Below are 18,302 nucleotides of genomic sequence, written 5' to 3' on the forward strand. Positions count from 1 at the left end.
CCGATGCAGACGCCGGGCCACGTTCTGACGACGGCCCGGCTCTGCTTGCGCCCGGTCGTCGATGCCGACGCCGCCGCGATCGTCGCGGCGATCCACGATTTCGAGGTGCTGCGCTGGCTTTCCCGTGCGCCCTATCCCTACGGGCTGTCCGATGCCGTGGACTTCATCGCCAAGAACCGCGGCAACGCGGGCGAGGTCTGGATGATCCATGACGCGGGCGGTCTTGTCGGCTGCATCGGGCGGCGTCGGGAATTCGGCTACTGGCTGCGGCGCGCCGCCTGGGGGCAGGGCTATGCCACCGAGGCATCGCGCGCCGTGCTTGCCCATCATTTTGCCGCCCCCGATGCGCCGGGGTTGCTCTCGGGCTACCACGCGGGCAACACGCGGTCGGCCCGGGTGCTGAGCAAGCTGGGCTTCACGCCCTGCGCGGACCGTCGCATCACGCCGCTCTCCACCGGGCAGGAGGTCGTCATCAAGGGGATGTGGCTGGACCAGGAGGATTACGTGCCATGACCGGCCCGCTGCCCGAGCTGCGCACCGCGCGGTTGCACCTGCGCCCGCTCGCGCCCGGCGACGCCGCCGCGCTCGCGCGCATCGCCGGACACCCCAAGGTCGCGCCCAACATCTTCGTGGCCACCATCCCCTGGCCGGAGGTCGAGGCCGCGGCCCTGATCGCGCGCGACACCTGGCGCGGCACCCTGGGCTTCCGGCTGGCGATCTGCCTGCCGGAGGGGCGGATGATCGGCTCCATCGGGGTCAGCCGACAGCCGCATATCTTCTACTTTCTCGACCCCGACAGCTGGGGCCGGGGCTACGCCCGCGAGGCGGTCCGGGCCTTTGCCGACGCGGTGCAGACCCGGTTCGACCTGCCGGTGCTCGGGGCCGAGGTCTTCACCGACAACCCCGCCTCCGGCAAGGTGCTAAAGGCCTGCGGCTTTGCGCGCACGGGGCAGAGCATGGCAACCTCCCGCGCGCGGCTTGAGCCTGCGCCGGTGTTCCTGTACGAGCGACGCCAACCCGAAAAGGCGCTTTCATGAAATTCCTCGATCTGGCCAAAGTCTATATCCGCTCCGGCGGCGGCGGCACCGGGGCGATCAGCTTCCGGCGCGAGAAATACATCGAATACGGTGGCCCCGATGGCGGCGATGGCGGGCGCGGCGGCGATGTCTGGGTCGAGGCGGTCGACGGGCTCAACACCCTGATCGACTTCCGCTACCAACAGCATTTCTTCGCCAAGTCCGGCCAGCACGGCATGGGCAAGCAGCGCACCGGCAAGGACGGGGCCGGCGTGACCCTGCGCGTGCCCGTGGGCACCGAGATTCTCGAAGAGGACGAAGAGACCGTGATCGCCGACATGACCGAGATCGGCCAAAGGGTGCTTCTGGCCAAGGGCGGCAATGGCGGCTTCGGCAACCTGCATTTCAAATCCGCCACCAACCAGGCCCCGCGCCGGGCCAATCCCGGCCAGCCGGGGGTGGAGCGGACGATCTGGCTGCGGCTGAAGCTGATCGCCGATGCGGGGCTTCTGGGCCTGCCCAATGCGGGCAAGTCGACCTTTCTCGCCGCGACCTCCAACGCCCGGCCCAAGATTGCCGATTACCCGTTCACCACCCTGCATCCCAACCTGGGCGTCGTGGGCGTGGACGGGACCGAGTTCGTGATGGCCGACATCCCCGGCCTGATCGAGGGCGCCCATGAGGGCCGCGGCATCGGCGACCGCTTCCTCGGCCATGTGGAACGTTGCGCGGTGCTGTTGCACCTGGTGGACGGCACCGCCGAGGACGTGGTGGCCGACTACCGCACCATCCTCACCGAGTTGCAGGCCTATGGCGGCGCCCTGGCGACCAAGCCGCGGGTCACGGCCCTGAACAAGATCGACGCGCTGGACGAGCAAGAGCGTGCCGAGAAGGCCGCCGCCCTCCAGGCCGCCAGCGGCTTTCCCGTGCTGCAGCTCTCGGGCGTGTCGGGCGAGGGGGTGCAGGATGTCTTGCGCGCCGTGCGCCGACGGATCGACGGCGCGCGCCAGGCCGAGGAGGCCACGGATCGGGAGGATACCTCTTGGCAACCCTGAGTGCCGCGCGCTGCCTCGTGGTCAAGATCGGCTCTGCCCTGCTGGTGGACCAGGCCAGCGGGGCGTTGCGGCAGGACTGGCTGACCGGGCTGGCCCAGGACGTGGCCGAGATCCGCGCGCGCGGGGCGGACGTGATCCTCGTGTCGTCCGGTTCCATCGCGCTCGGGCGCCGGGTGCTGGGCCTCGGCACTGGCGCGCTGCCGCTGGAACAGGCCCAGGCCGCCGCCGCCGTGGGCCAGATCCGGCTCGCCCGCGCCTATGAAGAGGTGCTCGCCCCCCACAAGATCACCACCGCCCAGGTGCTCGTGACGCTGGAGGACAGCACCGACCGCCGCCGCTACCTCAACACCCGCGCCACGCTCGGCACGCTCCTGTCGCTCGGCGTGACCCCCATCGTCAACGAGAACGACACCATCGCCACGGATGAGATCCGCTATGGCGACAACGACCGGCTGGCCGCGCAGGTCGCGGTCATGGCCGGGGCGGACCAGCTGGTGCTGCTGTCGGATGTGGACGGGCTCTATACCGCGAACCCGGCGACCGACCCCACCGCCACGCGCTTCGATCGGGTGGACGAGATCACCCCCGAGATCGAGGCGATGGCGGGCGACGCGGTCTCGGGCCTGTCCAAGGGCGGGATGAAGACCAAGCTGATGGCCGCGCGCACGGCGATGGATGCAGGCTGCGCCATGGCGATCACCGAAGGCGCCCGCCCGCGCCCCCTCAAGGCGCTAATGGACGGCGCGCCCGCCACCTGGTTCGTGCCGCGCACCGACCCGCTGGCCGCGCGCAAGCACTGGATCGCGGCGATGAAACCGCGCGGCGAGATCACCGTGGATGCGGGCGCCTGTGCCGCGCTGAAACGGGGCAAGAGCCTGCTGCCCGCGGGCATCACCGAGGTCTCGGGCGCTTTCGGGCGCGGCGATCCTGTCATCATCCTCGCACCGGACGGCACCGCCCTGGGCCGCGGCCTGACCCGCTACACCGCCGTCGAGGCGCGCGCCATTCGCGGCCACCGCAGCGCCGAGATCGAGGCGGTGCTCGGCTACCCGGGCCGCGCGGTGCTGATCCACCGCGACGACATGGTGCTCTGATCGCCCCCGGCTTGGCTGTCCGAAAATTGCACATTTATTGAACGAATCGGTGAAATATGCCACTTTATTAGCCTTATACGACAAAAGGCTTTTAACCATGAAACTTGTAACCTGCGCGGCCGCAGTCCTTTTTTCCGCGGCCAGCGCCCCCGCCGCCCCCGTCACCTACGACTTCGAAGCGTCATTTTCCTTCCGCTCCAGTGACGTTCCGACAAACTCCGTCGCTGACGCGGCCGAGGACCTTGGAAATCTCTCGGGCAGCTTCACCTTCGACGATGAACTGCTTCGGACAGAGACCGGCGATACTGGTCCCAGTCCGAACTTTACCCGCTCGCTCTATTCGGTGATCGATTTGCGGGTCGATGGCCTCGATCTCTCGGGCGTCGCACTGCCGGACTTGTTTCGGATCGAAGAGAACGACGTCAATGACACCGTGGGACTGGTTTATGAGGTCGACCCGCCTGCGGTGTCCTGGGAACGAGTGAGCCTTTTTCTCATCGACAACACGCGCACGGTTTTCGACTCCATTGATCTGCCGGACACGATCGACCTTGCGGATTTCGACCTCGTTCAACTTTACTTCTTCGGCGCGAACGCGGACGGCGGGTTTGAGCGGACAAATTTCACCATTACATCCCTGTCCAAGGTGGCGCCAATTCCCTTGCCGGCCGGTGGGGCGTTATTGCTGAGCGGCCTGCTCGGGATGGTGCTGATGCGGCGCAGGCGGACCTGAGCTGGCCATCAGATCGAAGCCCCGGTTTCGCGCCGGGGCTTTTTCGTTGTCGGCGGGACAGGAGCGGGGTATTTCCTGCATCCAACAAAGGAGGCGCGAACCATGAAAGACTTCGCCGATATCCCCGCCCTGATGGCCGAGATCGGGACCGCCGCAAAGGCGGCCGCTGCGGAGTTGGCCTTTGCCCCGGCAGACCAGCGCGCGCAGGCGCTGACGGCCGCCGCCGATGCGGTTTGGGCCCGGCGGGACGAGATCATCGCAGCCAATGCGCGCGATCTGGATTATGGTCGCGACAAGGGGCTGAGCCCCGCGATGATGGACCGGCTCGCGCTCGACGAGGCGCGCATCCAGGGCATTGTCGACGGGTTGCGCGCCGTGGCCGCCCAGGACGACCCCGTCGGCGCGGTTCTGTCGGAATGGGACCGGCCCACGGGGCTGCATATCCGCCGGGTGCGCACGCCCCTGGGCGTGATCGGCGTAATCTATGAAAGCCGGCCCAACGTCACGGCGGATGCGGGCGCCCTGTGCCTGAAATCCGGCAACGCGGTCATCCTGCGCGGCGGGTCCGAGAGCTTCCATTCCTCAAGCCTGATCCATGCCTGCCTGAGGGACGGGCTGCGCGCCGCAGACCTGCCCGAGACCGCGATCCAGCTGGTGCCGACCCGCGACCGGGCCGCGGTGGGCGAGATGCTGACCATGACCGATACGATCGACGTGATCATCCCCCGGGGCGGCAAGGGCCTCGTGGGCCGGGTGCAGGCCGAGGCCCGCGTGCCGGTCTTCGCCCATCTCGAAGGGATCTGCCACATCTACGTGGATGCCGACGCCGATCCCGATAAGACCGCCCGCGTGATCCTCAACGCCAAGACCCGGCGCACGGGCATCTGCGGGGCGGCCGAATGCCTCCTGGTGGACCGCGCCTGGTACGACCGGAACGGCGCAACCTTCATCGCGGACCTCATCGCGGCCGGGGTCGAGGTGCGCGCGGACGACACCCTGCAGGCGATCCCCGGCACCGTCCCGGCCAAGGCCGACGATTTCGGCCGCGAGTTTCTCGACATGATCATCGCCGCGCGGGTCGTCGACGGGGTGGACGGGGCCATCGCCCATATCCGGCGCTATGGCTCGCAGCATACCGACTGCATCCTGACCGAGAACGACGCCACCGCCGCGCGTTTCTTCCAACGGCTCGACAGCGCGATCCTGATGCGCAACGCCTCCACCCAGTTCGCCGATGGGGGCGAGTTCGGCATGGGGGCGGAGATCGGCATCGCCACGGGCAAAATGCACGCCCGCGGCCCGGTGGGGGCCGAGCAGCTGACCTCTTTCAAATACCTGGTGGAGGGTGACGGCACGATCCGCGCCTGACCCCCCCGGGCCGCTCAGACACTCAGGGTCAGCGTCGCGTCGGTCCTCGATACGGAGATGGCATTCCCGGCCTCCCGCGCCAGTTCGGCCAGCAGGGGAAATTGCACCTGTGCGGGCCGGACCCCGTCCCAGGGGCCGTTCTGTGTCAGCCCCTCCCACAAGGTCGCGTCATAGGCAAAACGCTCCGCGCTGCCCTCGAAGACCAGGCCGCGCGCGCCCACATCCACCGCGCGGATGCGCCCGCCATAGGGCATCGCCGTCTCCAGGCATTGCAACGCCAGGAACCCGCGCTTGGCGGTCGACCGCAGCATGTCCTCCGGCTGCCAGTCGATCTGCAACCGGCTGCCCTGGTAGCTGCCATGGAGCGCACCGCGCAATTCCGCGCCCTTGATCATCTGGTTCTGCACCGCGTCGCCATAGGCGATCCGGAAAAACCGGATCCGGGCATTGGCGCTGGTGACGCTGTCTGCGATCAGGGTCATTTCCGGGCTTTCGGACGCCCCGGACATCTGCAAAAGCTCCAGACCATTGCCGATCGCGCCCAATGGGCTAATAAGATCGTGACAGATGCGAGATCCGATCAGCGCGCTCAGATCGCTGCGCGCCTGAGTCCCCCCAGGCTCATCCATAGCAACCTCCGTCGAAAGGACGTGCGGCCATGTCTGAACTCAACGCCCTGCTGGAGCCCGGGATGTTCGTGCGCAACCCCGCCGAGCCGGACTGGGGCATCGGACAGGTGCAGTCGAACATCGACAGCCGCATCACCGTGAATTTCGAGAACGAGGGAAAGGTGGTCCTCGACGGTCGGCGCGTCGCGCTGGATCGGCTTTTCGACATGGACTGACGTTCCTTGAATGAGTGTACCAAAAAGCTAACAACAACCCTAGGTTGTGTCAACGAATGTCATGTCCCATGGACGATGCGGATGACATGATGCCTGAACACGCCTTGCAGACAGCGGACCATGTTGACCCACACGCCCCGATTTGACGTGAAACTCGCCACCACGGCAGAGGAATTGCGTGCGGCCCAGCGGTTGCGCTACGAGGTCTTCGTGGCCGAGCTGGGCGGTGGCGGGGACCTGGTGGATCACGACGCGCGGCTGGAAAGGGATGCGTTCGATCCGCTCTACGAGCATCTTCTTCTGCGCGATCTGGCGCGGCCTGCCGACGATTTATGCGGGGTGGTCGGGGTCTACCGGCTCTTGCGCGATGCGGCCCTGCCGGCGGGGCGAGCCTTTTATTCCGAGGGGGAGTACGATCTTGCGCCCCTGCGCGCCACGGGCCGCCGCCTGCTGGAGCTTGGGCGCTCCTGCGTTCATGCCGATTACCGCGGCGGGCTGGCGATGATGGCACTCTGGGGCGGGCTGGCGGAATATGTCGAAGCCTACGGGATCGAGGTGCTCTTCGGCGTCGCCAGCTTCCATGGCACCGATCTCGACGCGTTGGCGGCGCCTCTGTCGCTGCTACACCACCGGCACATGGCGCCGAGGGACCTGCGCGTGCGGGCCCAGCCGGACCATTTCCAGACCATGAACCTGATCCCCGAGGCCCAGCTCGACATCGTGGCGGCGAACCGTGCCATCCCGCCCCTGATCAAGGCCTACCTGCGGCTCGGCGGCGGGGTCGGGGAGGGCGCCTTCGTGGATCACGCCTTCAACACCACCGATGTCTGCCTGGTGATGGACACCACGCGCATGTCCGAGAAGCGCAAGGCATTTCACATCGCACGCGTGTCATGAGCACCTGGTACGGCGACGCCCCGCCCTGCACGCCGCGGCGGCTCGGCGCGGGGGACTGGGCGCGGATCGGGCTGCGCGGTGTGCCCCTGGCGGTCGTGGTGTTCGGCGGGCTCGCGGTGCTCTTGCTCCTGCGTCTGGTCGAGCGCCCCCTCTGCGGGCCGGACCGCCCGGTGACGCCGCATGTCACCACCGCCGTGTGCCGTGCGGCGCTCTGGCTGATCGGGCTGAGCTACGGGGTGCGCGGGCGGCCCATGACCGGGCAGGGCGCGCAGGTCGCCAACCATGCCAGCTGGCTCGACATCTTCGTGCTGAACGCGTGTCAGACCGTCTATTTCGTCTCAAAGGCCGAGGTCGCCCGCTGGCCCGGTATCGGCTGGCTGGCGCGAGCCACGGGCACGGTGTTCATCGCCCGCGACCGACGGGAGGCGCCGGCGCAAACCGCGCTCTTTCGCAACCGCACGCTTGCCGGGCATCGCCTGCTGTTCTTCCCCGAGGGCACGAGTTCGGACAGCCAGCGCATTCTACCTTTCAAACCAACGCTTTTCGCGGCGTTCTTCACCGACGGGCTGCGTGAAACCTGCGCCATCCAGCCGGTGACCGTGACCTACCACGCGCCCGCGGGGGCCGACCCGCGCGTCTATGGCTGGTGGGGCGATATGGAGTTCGGCGCGCATTTCCTGCAGGTGCTGGCGCTGCCGCGTCAGGGCCAAGTGGTGGTGCAATTCCACGATCCCATCGCGGTCTCGGAGGTAACCGACCGCAAGGCCCTCGCCCAACTCTGCGAAACCCGCATCCGCGAGGCGTTTCACGCAGAACTTTCAAACAACGCGATAACCTGCTGAGGCGACAGCCCTTCCGCCCGATAGGCCGACAGCGCCCGCGCATCGTCGCGCTTGGCCAGCCGCTTGCCGGTCGCGTCGCGGATCAGGCGGTGATGGTGGTAGTCCGGGACCGGCAGCTCCAAGAGGGCCTGCAGCACCACATGGATCGCGGTTGCCTCGAACAGGTCGCGCCCGCGCACCACATGGGTGATCCCTTGCGCGGCATCGTCCACCACCACCGACAGGTGATAGGAGGTCGCCATGTCCCGGCGGCACAAGACGACATCCCCCACATGGGACAGCAAGTTCTCCGGGGTCAAACCGACATATCCACCGTGCCCCTCAAGCCCCTGACCCGTCTCGCTAAAGCCCAACTCGCGCGCGCCGAGTGCGGCCAGCGCCGCCGCCATGTCCAGCCGCAGCACCGCACCCTCGGGCCGGGCGCCGCCCCGGTCCCGCCCGCGACAGGTGCCGGGATAGACCACGCCGTCCGGGCCCAGCAGCGGCGCGCCCTCCTGCGGGGCGCGCGCGGCCTCCTGGATGTCCCGGCGACTGCAGCTGCAGGGATAGAGCAAGCCGCAATCCCAGAGGACATCGAGCGCCGCGGCATAGGCTTCGGCCCGCTCGGACTGCCGCATCACCGGCTCCGGCCAATCCAGGCCCAGCCAGCGCAGATCCGCGTAGATCAGCGCCTCCCATTCCGGGCGCGCGCGGCTCGGATCGATATCTTCGATCCGAAGCAGGAAGGTGCCGCCCGCCGCCTGCGCCATCCGCCACGCCGTCAGGGCGGAGAAGCCGTGACCCAGATGAAGCGGCCCGGTGGGCGAAGGGGCGAAGCGGGTATTCATCGAAGGATCAATGGGTTGCAACGCGACCTTGACGCCCGATCACTCCGCCGCCAGCGCCGTCTGCCCCAGCCAGCCCTGCCAGGCGGCCTTGGCGCGGTCGGTATAGCCCTTGTAGCGTTCCTTGCGGCCCCGCCGCCCGCCGCGCACCCCGTCGAGCGGCGGGAAAAGCCCGAAATTGACATTCATCGGCTGGAAGGTCTTAGCCTCCGCGCCCCCGGTGATGTGATGGATCAGGGCGCCCATGGCGGTCTCCTGCGGCGGGCTGGCCAGCGGCGTGCCGAGGATCTCGGCGGCAGCCATCCGCCCCGCCAAGAGCCCCATCGCCGCACTCTCCACATAACCCTCGACTCCGGTGATCTGCCCCGCAAAACGCAGGTTGGGCCGCGAGTGCAGCCGCATCTGGTCATCGAGCAAGGTGGGCGCGTTGATGAACGTATTGCGGTGAATGCCGCCCAGCCGGGCAAACCGGGCCTCCTCCAGCCCCGGGATCATGCGCAGGACTTCTTTCTGCGCGCCGTACTTCATCTTGGTCTGGAAACCCACGATATTATAAAGGGTTCCCAGGGCGTTATCCCGGCGAAGTTGAACTACGGCATGGGCCTTGACGTCGGGCTGGTGCGGGTTGGTCAGGCCCACGGGTTTCATCGGCCCGTGGCGCAATGTCTCCCGCCCGCGTTCGGCCATCACCTCGATCGGCAGGCAGCCGTCGAAATAACCGGCGGTCTCGCCCGGTTTGAACTCGGTTTTCTCCGCGGCCAGCAGCGCGTCGATGAATGCCTCGTACTGGTCGCGATCCATGGGGCAGTTGAGGTACGCGGTGCGCTCTTCCTCGGTCTCGCCCTTGTCGTAACGCGACTGCATCCAGGCCTTGGTCATGTCGATACTGTCGAAATACAGGATCGGTGCGATGGCGTCGAAAAACGCCAGGCTTTCCTGCCCGGTCTCGGCGGCGATCGCCTCGGCCAGCGCGCCGGAGGTCAGCGGACCGGTGGCTATGATCCACTTGCCCTCCGCGGGAAGCGACGTGATTTCAGTGCCTTCCACGCGGATGTTCGGGTGCTCGTGGAGCCGTGCGGTCACCGACTCCGCGAAAGGCTCCCGGTCCACGGCGAGCGCCCCGCCGGCCGGGAGCGCATGGGCATCGGCCATCTCCATGATCAGCCCACCCGCGGCGCGCATCTCCCAATGCAGCAGGCCCACCGCGTTCTGCTCGTCATCGTCGGAGCGGAAGGAGTTCGAACAGACCATCTCGGCCAGGTGACCGGTCTTGTGGGCGAAGGTGCCGACCTTGGGGCGCATCTCGTGGATCACCACGGACACGCCCATCTGCGCGGCCTGCCAGGCGGCCTCGGATCCGGCCATGCCGCCGCCAACGATATGCAGGGTCTCGGTCATCACGGTATCCTCCTGATCCAGCGGAAAAGCCTGTCGGCTTTGTTCTTTTTACCGGGCGCCTGCATCTGCCCCGAGCCCCGGGGCCCGACCGGGGGAACGGAGCCCGTCGGGCTCCGTCTATCACCTGTTTCGGGCCGGTCTGTCCAGCCCCGGACCGGTTGGTGGCCTCAGCCCGCCTCGGGGGCCGGGTCGTCGCCATCCGCTTCACCTCGGTCGGCGATATAGGCCACCGAGACCACCTGTTCCCCGGGCGCGGTGTTGAACACCTTGACGCCTCCGGCGGCGCGGGAGCGGAAGCTGATGCCATCCACGGGACAGCGGATCGACTGGCCGGTGGAGGTGGCCAGCATGATCTGGTCATCGATCTCCACCGGGAAGCACGCCACCAGCGGGCCGCCCCGCATCGCCTTGTCCATGGCCGTCACCCCCTGGCCGCCCCGGCCACGCACCGGGTAGTCGTGGGACGAGCTGATCTTGCCGGTGCCGCCCTCGGTGATGGTCAGGATCAGGTCCTCGGCCGCCGACATCTCGGCATAGCGCTCGGGGCTCAGCTGCCCGGCTTCGACGGTGTCCTCGTCCTCGCTCTCGGCCTCCTCGGAGAGCCCGGCCACGGCGCGGCGCATTTTCAGGTAAGCGGCGCGCTCCTGCGGGTCGGCGACGAAATGCCGGATCACGGCCATCGACACCACCCGGTCGCCCTCGGCCAGCCGCACGCCGCGCACGCCGGTCGAATCGCGGCCCTTGAAGACCCGCACATCCGTGGTCCGGAAGCGGATCGCGCGGCCCAGGGCCGTGACCAGCATCACGTCGTCCTCCTCGGAACAGATCCGCGCCTTCACCAGGCTGACGCCCTCGGGCAGTTTCATGGCGATCTTGCCGTTGCGCATGACATTGGTGAAATCGCTCAGCGCGTTGCGCCGCACGTCGCCCGCCGAGGTGGCGAAGACGATCTGCAGGTCGGCCCAGTCTTCCTCGGCCCGGTCCACAGGCATGATCGCCGCGATGGAGGTGCCGGGGTCGATCGGCAGCACGTTGACTAGCGCCTTGCCACGCGCGTTGCGCCCCCCCGAAGGCAGGCGCCAGGTCTTGAGCTTGTAGACCATCCCGTCCGTGGTGAAGACCAGAAGCGGCGTGTGGGTGTTGGCCACGAAGAGGGTCGTGACCACGTCGTCTTCCTTGGTGGCCATGCCCGCCAGGCCCTTGCCGCCGCGCCGTTGGGCACGGAATTCGACCAGTGGGGTGCGCTTGATATAGCCGCCGGAGGTGACGGTGACGACCATGTCCTCCCGCTCGATCAGGTCCTCGTCCTCCATGTCGCCGGACCAGTCGGTGATCTCCGTGCGGCGGGGGACGGCGAATTGATCCTTCACCTCGCGCAGCTCGTCCGAGATGATCGCCATGATCCGGGAGCGCGAGCGCAGGATGTCGAGGTATTCCTGGATCTTCGCGGCGAGCTCCTGCAGCTCGTCAGTCACCTCCTTGACGCCGATCTGGGTCAGGCGCTGCAGCCGCAGATCGAGGATCGCGCGGGCCTGGGTTTCCGACAGGTTGTAGGTGCCGTCCTCGTTCATCGTGTGGGTCGGGTCGTCGATCAGCCGGATGTAATCGGCGATGTCGGCGGCGGGCCAGCGCCGGGTCATCAGCTTCTCGCGCGCCTCGGCGGCGTCGGCGGAGGCGCGGATGGTGGCCACCACCTCGTCCACGTTCGAAACCGCCACCGCCAGACCGCAGAGCACATGGGACCGCTCGCGCGCCTTGCGCAGGTCATAGGCCGTGCGACGCGCGACAACTTCCTCGCGGAAGGATATGAAACTGCTCAGGAAATCCTTGAGCGTCAGCTGCTCGGGCCGGCCGCCGTTCAGCGCCAGCATGTTGCAGCCGAAAGAGGTCTGCATCGGGGTGAAGCGGTAGAGCTGGTTCAGCACCACCTCGGGGGTGGCGTCGCGTTTCAGCTCGATCACCACGCGGACGCCGACCCGGTCGCTCTCGTCCTGCACATGGGCGATGCCTTCGATCCGCTTCTCGCGCACCAGTTCGGCGATCTTCTCGATCATGGAGGACTTGTTGACCTGGTAGGGGATCTCGTCGAGCACGATGGCGTAGCGGTCCTTGCGCAGCTCCTCGATCCGGGTCTTGGCGCGGATGATGACCGAGCCGCGGCCTTCGAGATAGGCCTTGCGCGCGCCACCCCGGCCGAGGATCTGCCCGCCCGTGGGGAAATCCGGGGCGGGGATGTATTGCATCAGGTCCTCGACCTCGAGATCCGGGGTCTCGATCAGCGCGAGCGTGGCGTCGATCACCTCGCCCAGGTTATGGGGCGGAATGTTGGTCGCCATGCCCACGGCGATGCCGCCCGCGCCATTGACCAGCATGTTCGGAAACCGCGCCGGAAGGACCGTGGGCTCGCGATCCTTGCCATCATAATTGTCTTGAAAATCAACGGTCTCCTTCTCGATATCCGCGAGAAGCGCCGCCGCCGGTTTGTCCATCCGCACCTCGGTGTAGCGCATGGCGGCGGGGTTGTCGCCGTCCATGGAGCCGAAGTTGCCTTGCCCGTCCAGAAGCGGCAGGGACATGGAGAAATCCTGTGCCATCCGCACCAGGGCGTCATAGATCGCGGAATCGCCGTGCGGGTGGTACTTGCCCATCACATCGCCCACGGGGCGGGCGGATTTGCGATAGGCCTTCTCGTGGGTGTTGCCGGTCTCGTGCATGGCGTAGAGGATCCGCCGATGCACCGGTTTCAACCCGTCGCGGAGGTCCGGAATCGCCCGGCTCACGATCACGCTCATGGCGTAATCGAGATAGGAGCTCTTCATCTCTTCGGCGATCGAGATGGTTTCCTGTATCCGACCGCCGCCGGGCGGAGTTTCGTCTGTGTTTTCAGGGGGTTCCGGGGTATCGGTCACGAGGGCAGGCGTCCTTTACAAGGTGCACAATATTTAGTTGTCGAAAGTATAACAGAACCTTCATCTTGCGCACAAGTTGTGCGTTTTGCCTGTAAGCAGCCTCGGGCGGTGAGTGCTAACATACTGTTCTTATTGATTTATTATTTTTTCTATGGCGAGATGGTCTCACGGCACTCAGAATGGAGATCTTGATGAAGGCAAGTGAGACCGAATTGATGCTTCGCGGCTACGGGCTGACCACGGCGGAGATGTTCTACAGGATGCCCGATCACCCCAGTGTTCTCAACACGTTCATCTGGCAGGATTACGATCTGGCACCGGATTATCCGCGGCTCTTCAAGTTCATCGAATTCTGGCAGGACGAGATCGAAGGCGCGCTGCATTCGGTCCGGTTCGCGCATCGCAAACAGATCTCGCCGGGCGACTGGCGGCATGTCACCCACGAGGTCACGCTGCACTGAAATCGCCCCGACCGGGCGCTGTCCGACCGCGTCGGATCGCTGTCGGACAGGTGTCGGCCATGTGTCGGGCACCTTCGCACGGTGGTGCAAGGATCCGGTAACGTCTCCGGCGGCTGTGGCGCGGCGGTCAGGCCCGGCGCGCGCGCAGCAGCGCGAGCGCCCAGAGCCCGGCGAGGCCGAGGCTCAGCACCACGTTCCAGCTGGCCATGGACAGGCCGAGCATTTGCCAGGCGACCTCGTCGCAGCGCACCAGCGGCGCCTCCATGATCTGTGCGAGCAATTCGTCCGGGCTCAGCCCGCCGATCTCGCCCGAGGAACAGGTGGAGGGGCCTTCCCACCAGCCGCGCTCCACGCCTGTGTGATAGCCGCCGATCCCGGCGGTGGCGAGCGCACCGCCCAGGCCCAGCCAGGCTGCCAGCGGTGTGACCAAAGCCAGCCCGCCCGCGGCCACGGCCAGCGCATGGGGCCAGCGTTGCCAGACGCACATCGCGCAGGGCGCCAGCCCGCCGAGATACTGGAACCCCCAGGCCGCGAGCAGCAGCGCCAGCGACCCACCAGCGGCGAGAACGGCAAGGGTGCGGGGATTATCGAGCATCGGAACCTCGGACAGGCGCGGACGGGGCCGCGAAATGGGCGTTGTCCCAGAATGGGACAAGACGGGCGCGGAACGCAATCACAGGCCGATCCATGACGTGAGCAAGCTGATCAGGGTCGCTCCGGCCACGATCAGCGCCCCGATCCAGGCTGTGCCCAGGAGCGTGCCCAGGATGACGAGGATCCCGTCCCGCTGCAACAGGCCCATGGCGATGATGACGACCGCGAAGCCGGGCACGGTGTTGGTCGACGGCAGCGGCACCAGGATCGACGCGCTGAACAGGACCAGCGCCAGCCCGACGATGCGGTCGGCGGGCCCATGGGTCAGGGCGGCAAGACGGGGGCGGCTGACGGCCTCGATCCGGTGCAGCCAAGGCTCCGCGCGCGCCGCAAGGCGCGACAGCGCCTCGGTCTGAACCTCGCGCGTGCTCAGGCGCTCGGGCAGCCAGGGGGTCTGCCGTCCGAACAGGATCTGGGCGGAGACGAACATCAGCGGCAGGGCGACGATCTGCGGAATGCCGTAGAGAAAGGGGATGCAGCAGGGCAGGGCGAGGATCAACAGGAACAGGCCGAACGCCCGTTCGTGAAGCTGCGACATGACCCAGCCCAGCGACACGGAGGGGCCGTTCGCATCCGCCGCCAACTGGTGCAGGCGGTGGGATATCGCGAAATGCTCGGGCGATGATGGCATTATCGAGGCTCCCGCGTCGGTCGCGCGCCGCAGAGCGCATCGGGGGCGGAGGGACGCCAGCAAGCGCATCTCTCGGTGGTCGGCAGCGGCATGCCCGGCACGCGCGGGAAAGACCGCGCCTGCGATGAGGGGCACGCAGGCCGGGGCGCGTGGCGAGGCGGGGTCGGGCCGACACCCCAGTCATGCAGTTTCCGGATCATGCTTGCCTCGATGACTTTGCGCCCCATGCACCATGCGCGCGGCGCGCGGTCAATCCCCTGGCCGGGCACAGGGGGCATCAAACATCTGGCACTTTGGACAGGGCGCGTTAGAGTTTGCCCAAGGCGATGCACGGCACCAAGAACCGGCGCGCGCCCGGGATATCGCGATCATTCGTTCCAGGGAGGGAACACCATGAACACATTGCTCAAAACTGCCCTGACCGGGGCAGTGGCCCTGTCACTGTCCGCTGGTCTCGCCGCCGCGCAGGATGTCACGCTGCGCTGTCAGCATTTCCTCAGCCCGCAGGGGTCGATCCCGAAGTTCTTCATCACGCCCTGGGCGGAGAAGATCGAGGCGGAGTCCGAAGGCCGCATCAAGGTGGAGATCTATCCGGCGATGCAGTTGGGCGGCAAGCCGCCCGCGCTTTATGACCAGATCCGCGACGGGGTGATCGATTGCGGCTGGGCGCTGCCGGCCTATACGCCCGGGCGATTCCCCGAGAGCGAGGTGTTCGAGCTGCCCTTCATGACGACCATGTCGGCGGAAAACTCCTCCCGTGCGGCGTGGGAGTTTACCGAGAAGTACCTGATGGAGCGGATGGGCGACATCCACCTGATGGCGGTCCATGTCCACGGGCCCGGGGTGATCCACAAGAAGGGCGCGCCGATCATGAGCACCGCGGATTTCGACGGGCTCAAGCTGCGTGGTCCGTCGCGGCAGGCCAACAAGTTGCTGGAGACCCTGGGCGCGACGCCGGTGGGAATGCCGGTTCCGGCGTTTCCCGAGTCGCTGTCCAAGGGGATTGTCGATGGCGGGGTCATCCCGTGGGAGATCGTGCCGCCGCTGAAGGTGCATGAGCTGGCCGACAGCCACACCCAGATCGGCGGGGACCGGGCGCTTTACAACACCTTCTTCCTGTGGGGGATGAACAAGGCGACCTATGAGGGCTTGCCGGAGGATCTCAGGGCGATCATCGACGCCAATTCCGGACTGGAGGCCTCGGCCTGGGCCGGGCGCGCGATGGACCAGGGCGACGGGCTCGGCGAGGAGGTCGTGGCGGGCACGGACAACAAGATCCACACGCTGGACGATGCCACGGTGGCGGAGCTGCGCAAGATCGGCGACGATCTGACCGCGGCCTGGATCGCCGAAATGGAGGACAAGGGCCTGCCCGGTGCGGCCATGGTGGACGATGCCAGGATGCTGATCACCAAGCACGAGGATGGCAGCAGCTGAGCGGCGGGTCGTCCGAGCGGAGCCATTTTGATGACCGGGGTTCGGGCGGCGCATCCGTCCGGCCCCTTTTTTTCCGCCGCGCGGCCCCTTGCGCCGCGCGACGGGACCGCTAAACCGGGGGGCGTCCGGATGCGCGGGTTGCGTGCGCGGGCTGTCCGATCCCGATCCGCAAGAGGCTCGTTAGCATGATCGCACCCACCTGGGAGGCCCGGACGGGCCGGGCGCTGGAAGCGCTGGCGCGCGCCATGGCCTATGGCGGCGGGCTGGTGCTGGTGGCGATTGCGGTGATCACCGTGGCGTCGATCATCGGGCGGGCGCTGATCGGGCTGGGCCTGGGGCCGATCACCGGGGATTTCGAGCTGGTGGAGGCGGGCTGCGCGGTGGCGATCTTCGCGTTTCTGCCCTGGTGCCAGCTCAAGCGCGGGCATGTGACGGTGGATATCTTCGTGGACCGGCTGCCGCCGCGGATCCATGCGCTGACCGGGCTGATCGGTGACGGGCTGATCGCGCTGGCGGCGGGCGTGATCTTCTGGCGGCTGTGGCTGGGGTTCGGGGAGAAGTTTCCCTATGGCTCCGAGGGGCTGCGGGAGGCGCTCGGGATGGGCTTCAAGCCGTTCTTTCCCGAGACGACCTATGAGCTGGAGCTGCCGGTGTGGATCCCTTATGCGCTGGCGGTGACCGGGGCGGCGGTGTTCCTGGTCGTGGCGCTCTATACGGTGTGGCGCAGCCTGAACTGGGTGCTTGCCGGGCGGGAGGGCCGGGCATGAGCGGCGTGGAGCTGGCGCTCACGGGCTTTGCGCTGATGCTGGGGGCGATTTTTTTGCGGGTGCCGATCGCGGTGGCCATGGGGCTTACCGGGTTCATCGGGACCTGGGTCGTGCTGGGGCATCCCAACGCGACCCTGAGCCAGATGAAGACGCTGACCTATGACACGTTTTCGAGCTATTCGCTGTCCATCGTGCCGCTCTTCCTGCTGATGGGGCAGTTCGCCACGAAGTCGGGCATGTCGGCGGCGCTGTTCCAGGCGGCGTCGGACTGGCTGGGGCACCGCAAGGGCGGGGTGGCGATGGCAGCCGTGGGGGCCTGCGCGGGGTTCGGGGCGGTGTGCGGGTCGTCGCTGGCCACGGCTTCGACCATGGGGCAGGTGGCCCTGCCGGAGATGAAGAAGCGCGGCTATTCCGACAGTCTCAGCACCGGGGTGCTGGCGGCGGGGGGCACGCTGGGCATCCTGATCCCGCCTTCGGTGATCCTGGTGATCTATGCGATCCTGACCCAGCAGAACATCGTCAAGATGTTCATCGCCGCGCTCATCCCGGGCATCATCGCGGCCCTTGGCTACATGCTGACCGTGGCGATCTATGTGCGCGTGAAACCGGACGCGGCCACCACCGCGCCGCGCATTCCCATGGCCGACCGGATGCGGACCCTGTGGCGGATCTGGCCGGTGGTGGTGATCTTCGGTCTGGTGATGGGGGGCATTGCGGGGGACTGGAACTGGGCGCAGGACGGGGTGCAGGCGCTGTTCACGCCCACCGAGGGCGCGGCGGTGGGCGCGGTGGCCACGGGGATCTACGGCTGGGCCACGGGGGGGTTGACCTGGAAAGGGTTGCTCGAGTCGATCCTGGAGACCGCGCAGGCCTCGGCGATGATCTTCTTCATCGTGCTGGGCGCGCAGCTCTTCAATTCCTTCCTTGCGTTCACACAGGCGCCGCAGCAGCTGGCCGAATGGGTGACGGCCCAGGGCTTCGCGCCGCTGGTGGTGCTGTCGGCGATGCTGGTCTGCTACCTGATCTTCGGTTGCGTGATGGACAGCCTGTCGATGATCCTGCTGACCATCCCGATCTTCTTTCCCATCGTCATGGCACTGGATTTCGGCCTGACGCCCGAGCAGGCAGCGATCTGGTTCGGCATTCTCGCGCTGATCGTGGTGGAGGTCGGGCTGATCACGCCGCCGGTGGGGATGAACCTGTTCATCATCAACTCCATGGCGCGCGACGTGCCCATGGGCCGGACCTATCGCGGGGTGGCGCCCTTTGTCGCCTCGGACCTGGTGCGGGTGGTGATCCTCGTGGCCTTTCCGGGGATCACGCTGTGGCTGGTCGGCGTGATGTTCTAGGGCGTTTTTGCTCTGGACGCGGC

19 protein-coding genes are annotated in these 18,302 nt (G+C 67.2%); 13 read left to right on the forward strand and 6 right to left on the reverse strand.

Annotation, left to right across the window (positions count from 1 at the left end; genetic code table 11):
* The first annotated feature begins 3 nt into the window (after window positions 1-3).
* The 6 genes from DSHI_RS07455 (at window position 4) to DSHI_RS07480 (ending at window position 5,266) form a co-directional block, all read left to right on the forward strand.
* Window positions 4-513 (forward strand): GNAT family N-acetyltransferase, encoded by a 510-nt coding sequence (locus DSHI_RS07455; protein WP_012178136.1) that lies wholly within the window; start codon window positions 4-6, stop codon window positions 511-513.
* Window positions 510-1,037, forward strand: a complete 528-nt coding sequence (locus tag DSHI_RS21335; protein ID WP_012178137.1) for a GNAT family N-acetyltransferase — start codon at window positions 510-512, stop codon at window positions 1,035-1,037. The genes DSHI_RS07455 and DSHI_RS21335 overlap by 4 nt, the downstream gene beginning before the upstream one ends.
* On the forward strand, window positions 1,034-2,071 hold the full coding sequence (gene obgE, locus DSHI_RS07465) for a GTPase ObgE (protein ID WP_012178138.1): 1,038 nt from the start codon (window positions 1,034-1,036) through the stop codon (window positions 2,069-2,071). Before DSHI_RS21335 ends, obgE begins: the two co-directional genes overlap by 4 nt.
* Window positions 2,059-3,165 carry a glutamate 5-kinase gene (gene proB, locus DSHI_RS07470; RefSeq protein WP_012178139.1) on the forward strand — a complete coding sequence of 369 codons (1,107 nt, stop codon included), beginning with the start codon at window positions 2,059-2,061 and terminating at the stop codon, window positions 3,163-3,165. The genes obgE and proB overlap by 13 nt, the downstream gene beginning before the upstream one ends.
* A 97-nt stretch (window positions 3,166-3,262) precedes the next feature.
* Window positions 3,263-3,898 (forward strand): VPLPA-CTERM sorting domain-containing protein, encoded by a 636-nt coding sequence (locus DSHI_RS07475; RefSeq protein WP_012178140.1) that lies wholly within the window; start codon window positions 3,263-3,265, stop codon window positions 3,896-3,898.
* 102 nt (window positions 3,899-4,000) lie between these two features.
* A complete protein-coding gene (locus tag DSHI_RS07480; RefSeq protein WP_012178141.1) occupies window positions 4,001-5,266 on the forward strand; it encodes a glutamate-5-semialdehyde dehydrogenase in 1,266 nt (421 codons plus the stop codon).
* Window positions 5,267-5,280: 14 nt separating this feature from the next.
* Here the strand turns inward: DSHI_RS07480 and DSHI_RS07485 are convergent, their stop codons facing one another.
* The gene (locus tag DSHI_RS07485) at window positions 5,281-5,895 is read right to left on the reverse strand and encodes a histidine phosphotransferase family protein (RefSeq protein WP_012178142.1); all 615 of its coding nucleotides are present in this window, start codon (window positions 5,893-5,895) and stop codon (window positions 5,281-5,283) included.
* Between the two features lie 29 nt (window positions 5,896-5,924).
* Here DSHI_RS07485 and DSHI_RS07490 point away from each other — a divergent pair, with 29 nt between their 5' ends.
* The 3 genes from DSHI_RS07490 to olsA all read left to right on the forward strand — a co-directional run bounded on the left by DSHI_RS07490 (window position 5,925) and on the right by olsA (window position 7,849).
* Window positions 5,925-6,110, forward strand: coding sequence for a DUF3553 domain-containing protein (locus DSHI_RS07490; RefSeq protein WP_012178143.1), 186 nt, complete (start codon window positions 5,925-5,927; stop codon window positions 6,108-6,110).
* Between the two features lie 120 nt (window positions 6,111-6,230).
* Window positions 6,231-7,007: an L-ornithine N(alpha)-acyltransferase gene (olsB, locus tag DSHI_RS07495; protein ID WP_012178144.1), complete on the forward strand. Its 777-nt coding sequence runs from the start codon at window positions 6,231-6,233 to the stop codon at window positions 7,005-7,007.
* Window positions 7,004-7,849, forward strand: a complete 846-nt coding sequence (olsA, locus tag DSHI_RS07500; RefSeq protein WP_012178145.1) for a lyso-ornithine lipid O-acyltransferase — start codon at window positions 7,004-7,006, stop codon at window positions 7,847-7,849. Before olsB ends, olsA begins: the two co-directional genes overlap by 4 nt.
* Here the strand turns inward: olsA and gluQRS are convergent.
* From gluQRS to gyrA, 3 genes are all read right to left on the reverse strand, one after another.
* Complete coding sequence (gluQRS, locus tag DSHI_RS07505) at window positions 7,813-8,676, reverse strand: tRNA glutamyl-Q(34) synthetase GluQRS (RefSeq protein WP_012178146.1); 864 nt, start codon at window positions 8,674-8,676, stop codon at window positions 7,813-7,815. The genes olsA and gluQRS overlap by 37 nt on opposite strands.
* 39 nt (window positions 8,677-8,715) lie before the next feature.
* Complete coding sequence (gene trmFO, locus DSHI_RS07510) at window positions 8,716-10,071, reverse strand: methylenetetrahydrofolate--tRNA-(uracil(54)-C(5))-methyltransferase (FADH(2)-oxidizing) TrmFO (protein WP_012178147.1); 1,356 nt, start codon at window positions 10,069-10,071, stop codon at window positions 8,716-8,718.
* Window positions 10,072-10,238: 167 nt separating this feature from the next.
* Window positions 10,239-12,980, reverse strand: a complete 2,742-nt coding sequence (gyrA, locus tag DSHI_RS07515; protein ID WP_012178148.1) for a DNA gyrase subunit A — start codon at window positions 12,978-12,980, stop codon at window positions 10,239-10,241.
* Window positions 12,981-13,171: 191 nt separating this feature from the next.
* On the opposite strand from gyrA, the gene DSHI_RS07520 reads away from it, so the two are divergent.
* Window positions 13,172-13,441: an usg protein gene (locus DSHI_RS07520; RefSeq protein ID WP_012178149.1), complete on the forward strand. Its 270-nt coding sequence runs from the start codon at window positions 13,172-13,174 to the stop codon at window positions 13,439-13,441.
* A gap of 127 nt (window positions 13,442-13,568) precedes the next feature.
* Here DSHI_RS07520 and DSHI_RS07525 read toward each other — a convergent pair whose 3' ends face one another.
* Window positions 13,569-14,036, reverse strand: coding sequence for a disulfide bond formation protein B (locus DSHI_RS07525; RefSeq protein ID WP_012178150.1), 468 nt, complete (start codon window positions 14,034-14,036; stop codon window positions 13,569-13,571).
* Window positions 14,037-14,114: 78 nt separating this feature from the next.
* Window positions 14,115-14,726: an exopolysaccharide biosynthesis protein gene (locus DSHI_RS07530; RefSeq protein WP_012178151.1), complete on the reverse strand. Its 612-nt coding sequence runs from the start codon at window positions 14,724-14,726 to the stop codon at window positions 14,115-14,117.
* Between the two features lie 393 nt (window positions 14,727-15,119).
* Between DSHI_RS07530 and DSHI_RS07535 the strand changes: the two genes are divergently transcribed.
* From DSHI_RS07535 to DSHI_RS07545, 3 genes are all read left to right on the forward strand, one after another.
* Window positions 15,120-16,163 carry a TRAP transporter substrate-binding protein gene (locus tag DSHI_RS07535; RefSeq protein ID WP_012178152.1) on the forward strand — a complete coding sequence of 348 codons (1,044 nt, stop codon included), beginning with the start codon at window positions 15,120-15,122 and terminating at the stop codon, window positions 16,161-16,163.
* 185 nt (window positions 16,164-16,348) lie between these two features.
* Window positions 16,349-16,930, forward strand: coding sequence for a TRAP transporter small permease (locus DSHI_RS07540; RefSeq protein ID WP_012178153.1), 582 nt, complete (start codon window positions 16,349-16,351; stop codon window positions 16,928-16,930).
* Window positions 16,927-18,279, forward strand: coding sequence for a TRAP transporter large permease (locus DSHI_RS07545; protein ID WP_012178154.1), 1,353 nt, complete (start codon window positions 16,927-16,929; stop codon window positions 18,277-18,279). Before DSHI_RS07540 ends, DSHI_RS07545 begins: the two co-directional genes overlap by 4 nt.
* Window positions 18,280-18,302 lie beyond the last annotated feature (23 nt).

This window comes from Dinoroseobacter shibae DFL 12 = DSM 16493, from assembly GCF_000018145.1.
GTDB lineage: Bacteria > Pseudomonadota > Alphaproteobacteria > Rhodobacterales > Rhodobacteraceae > Dinoroseobacter > Dinoroseobacter shibae.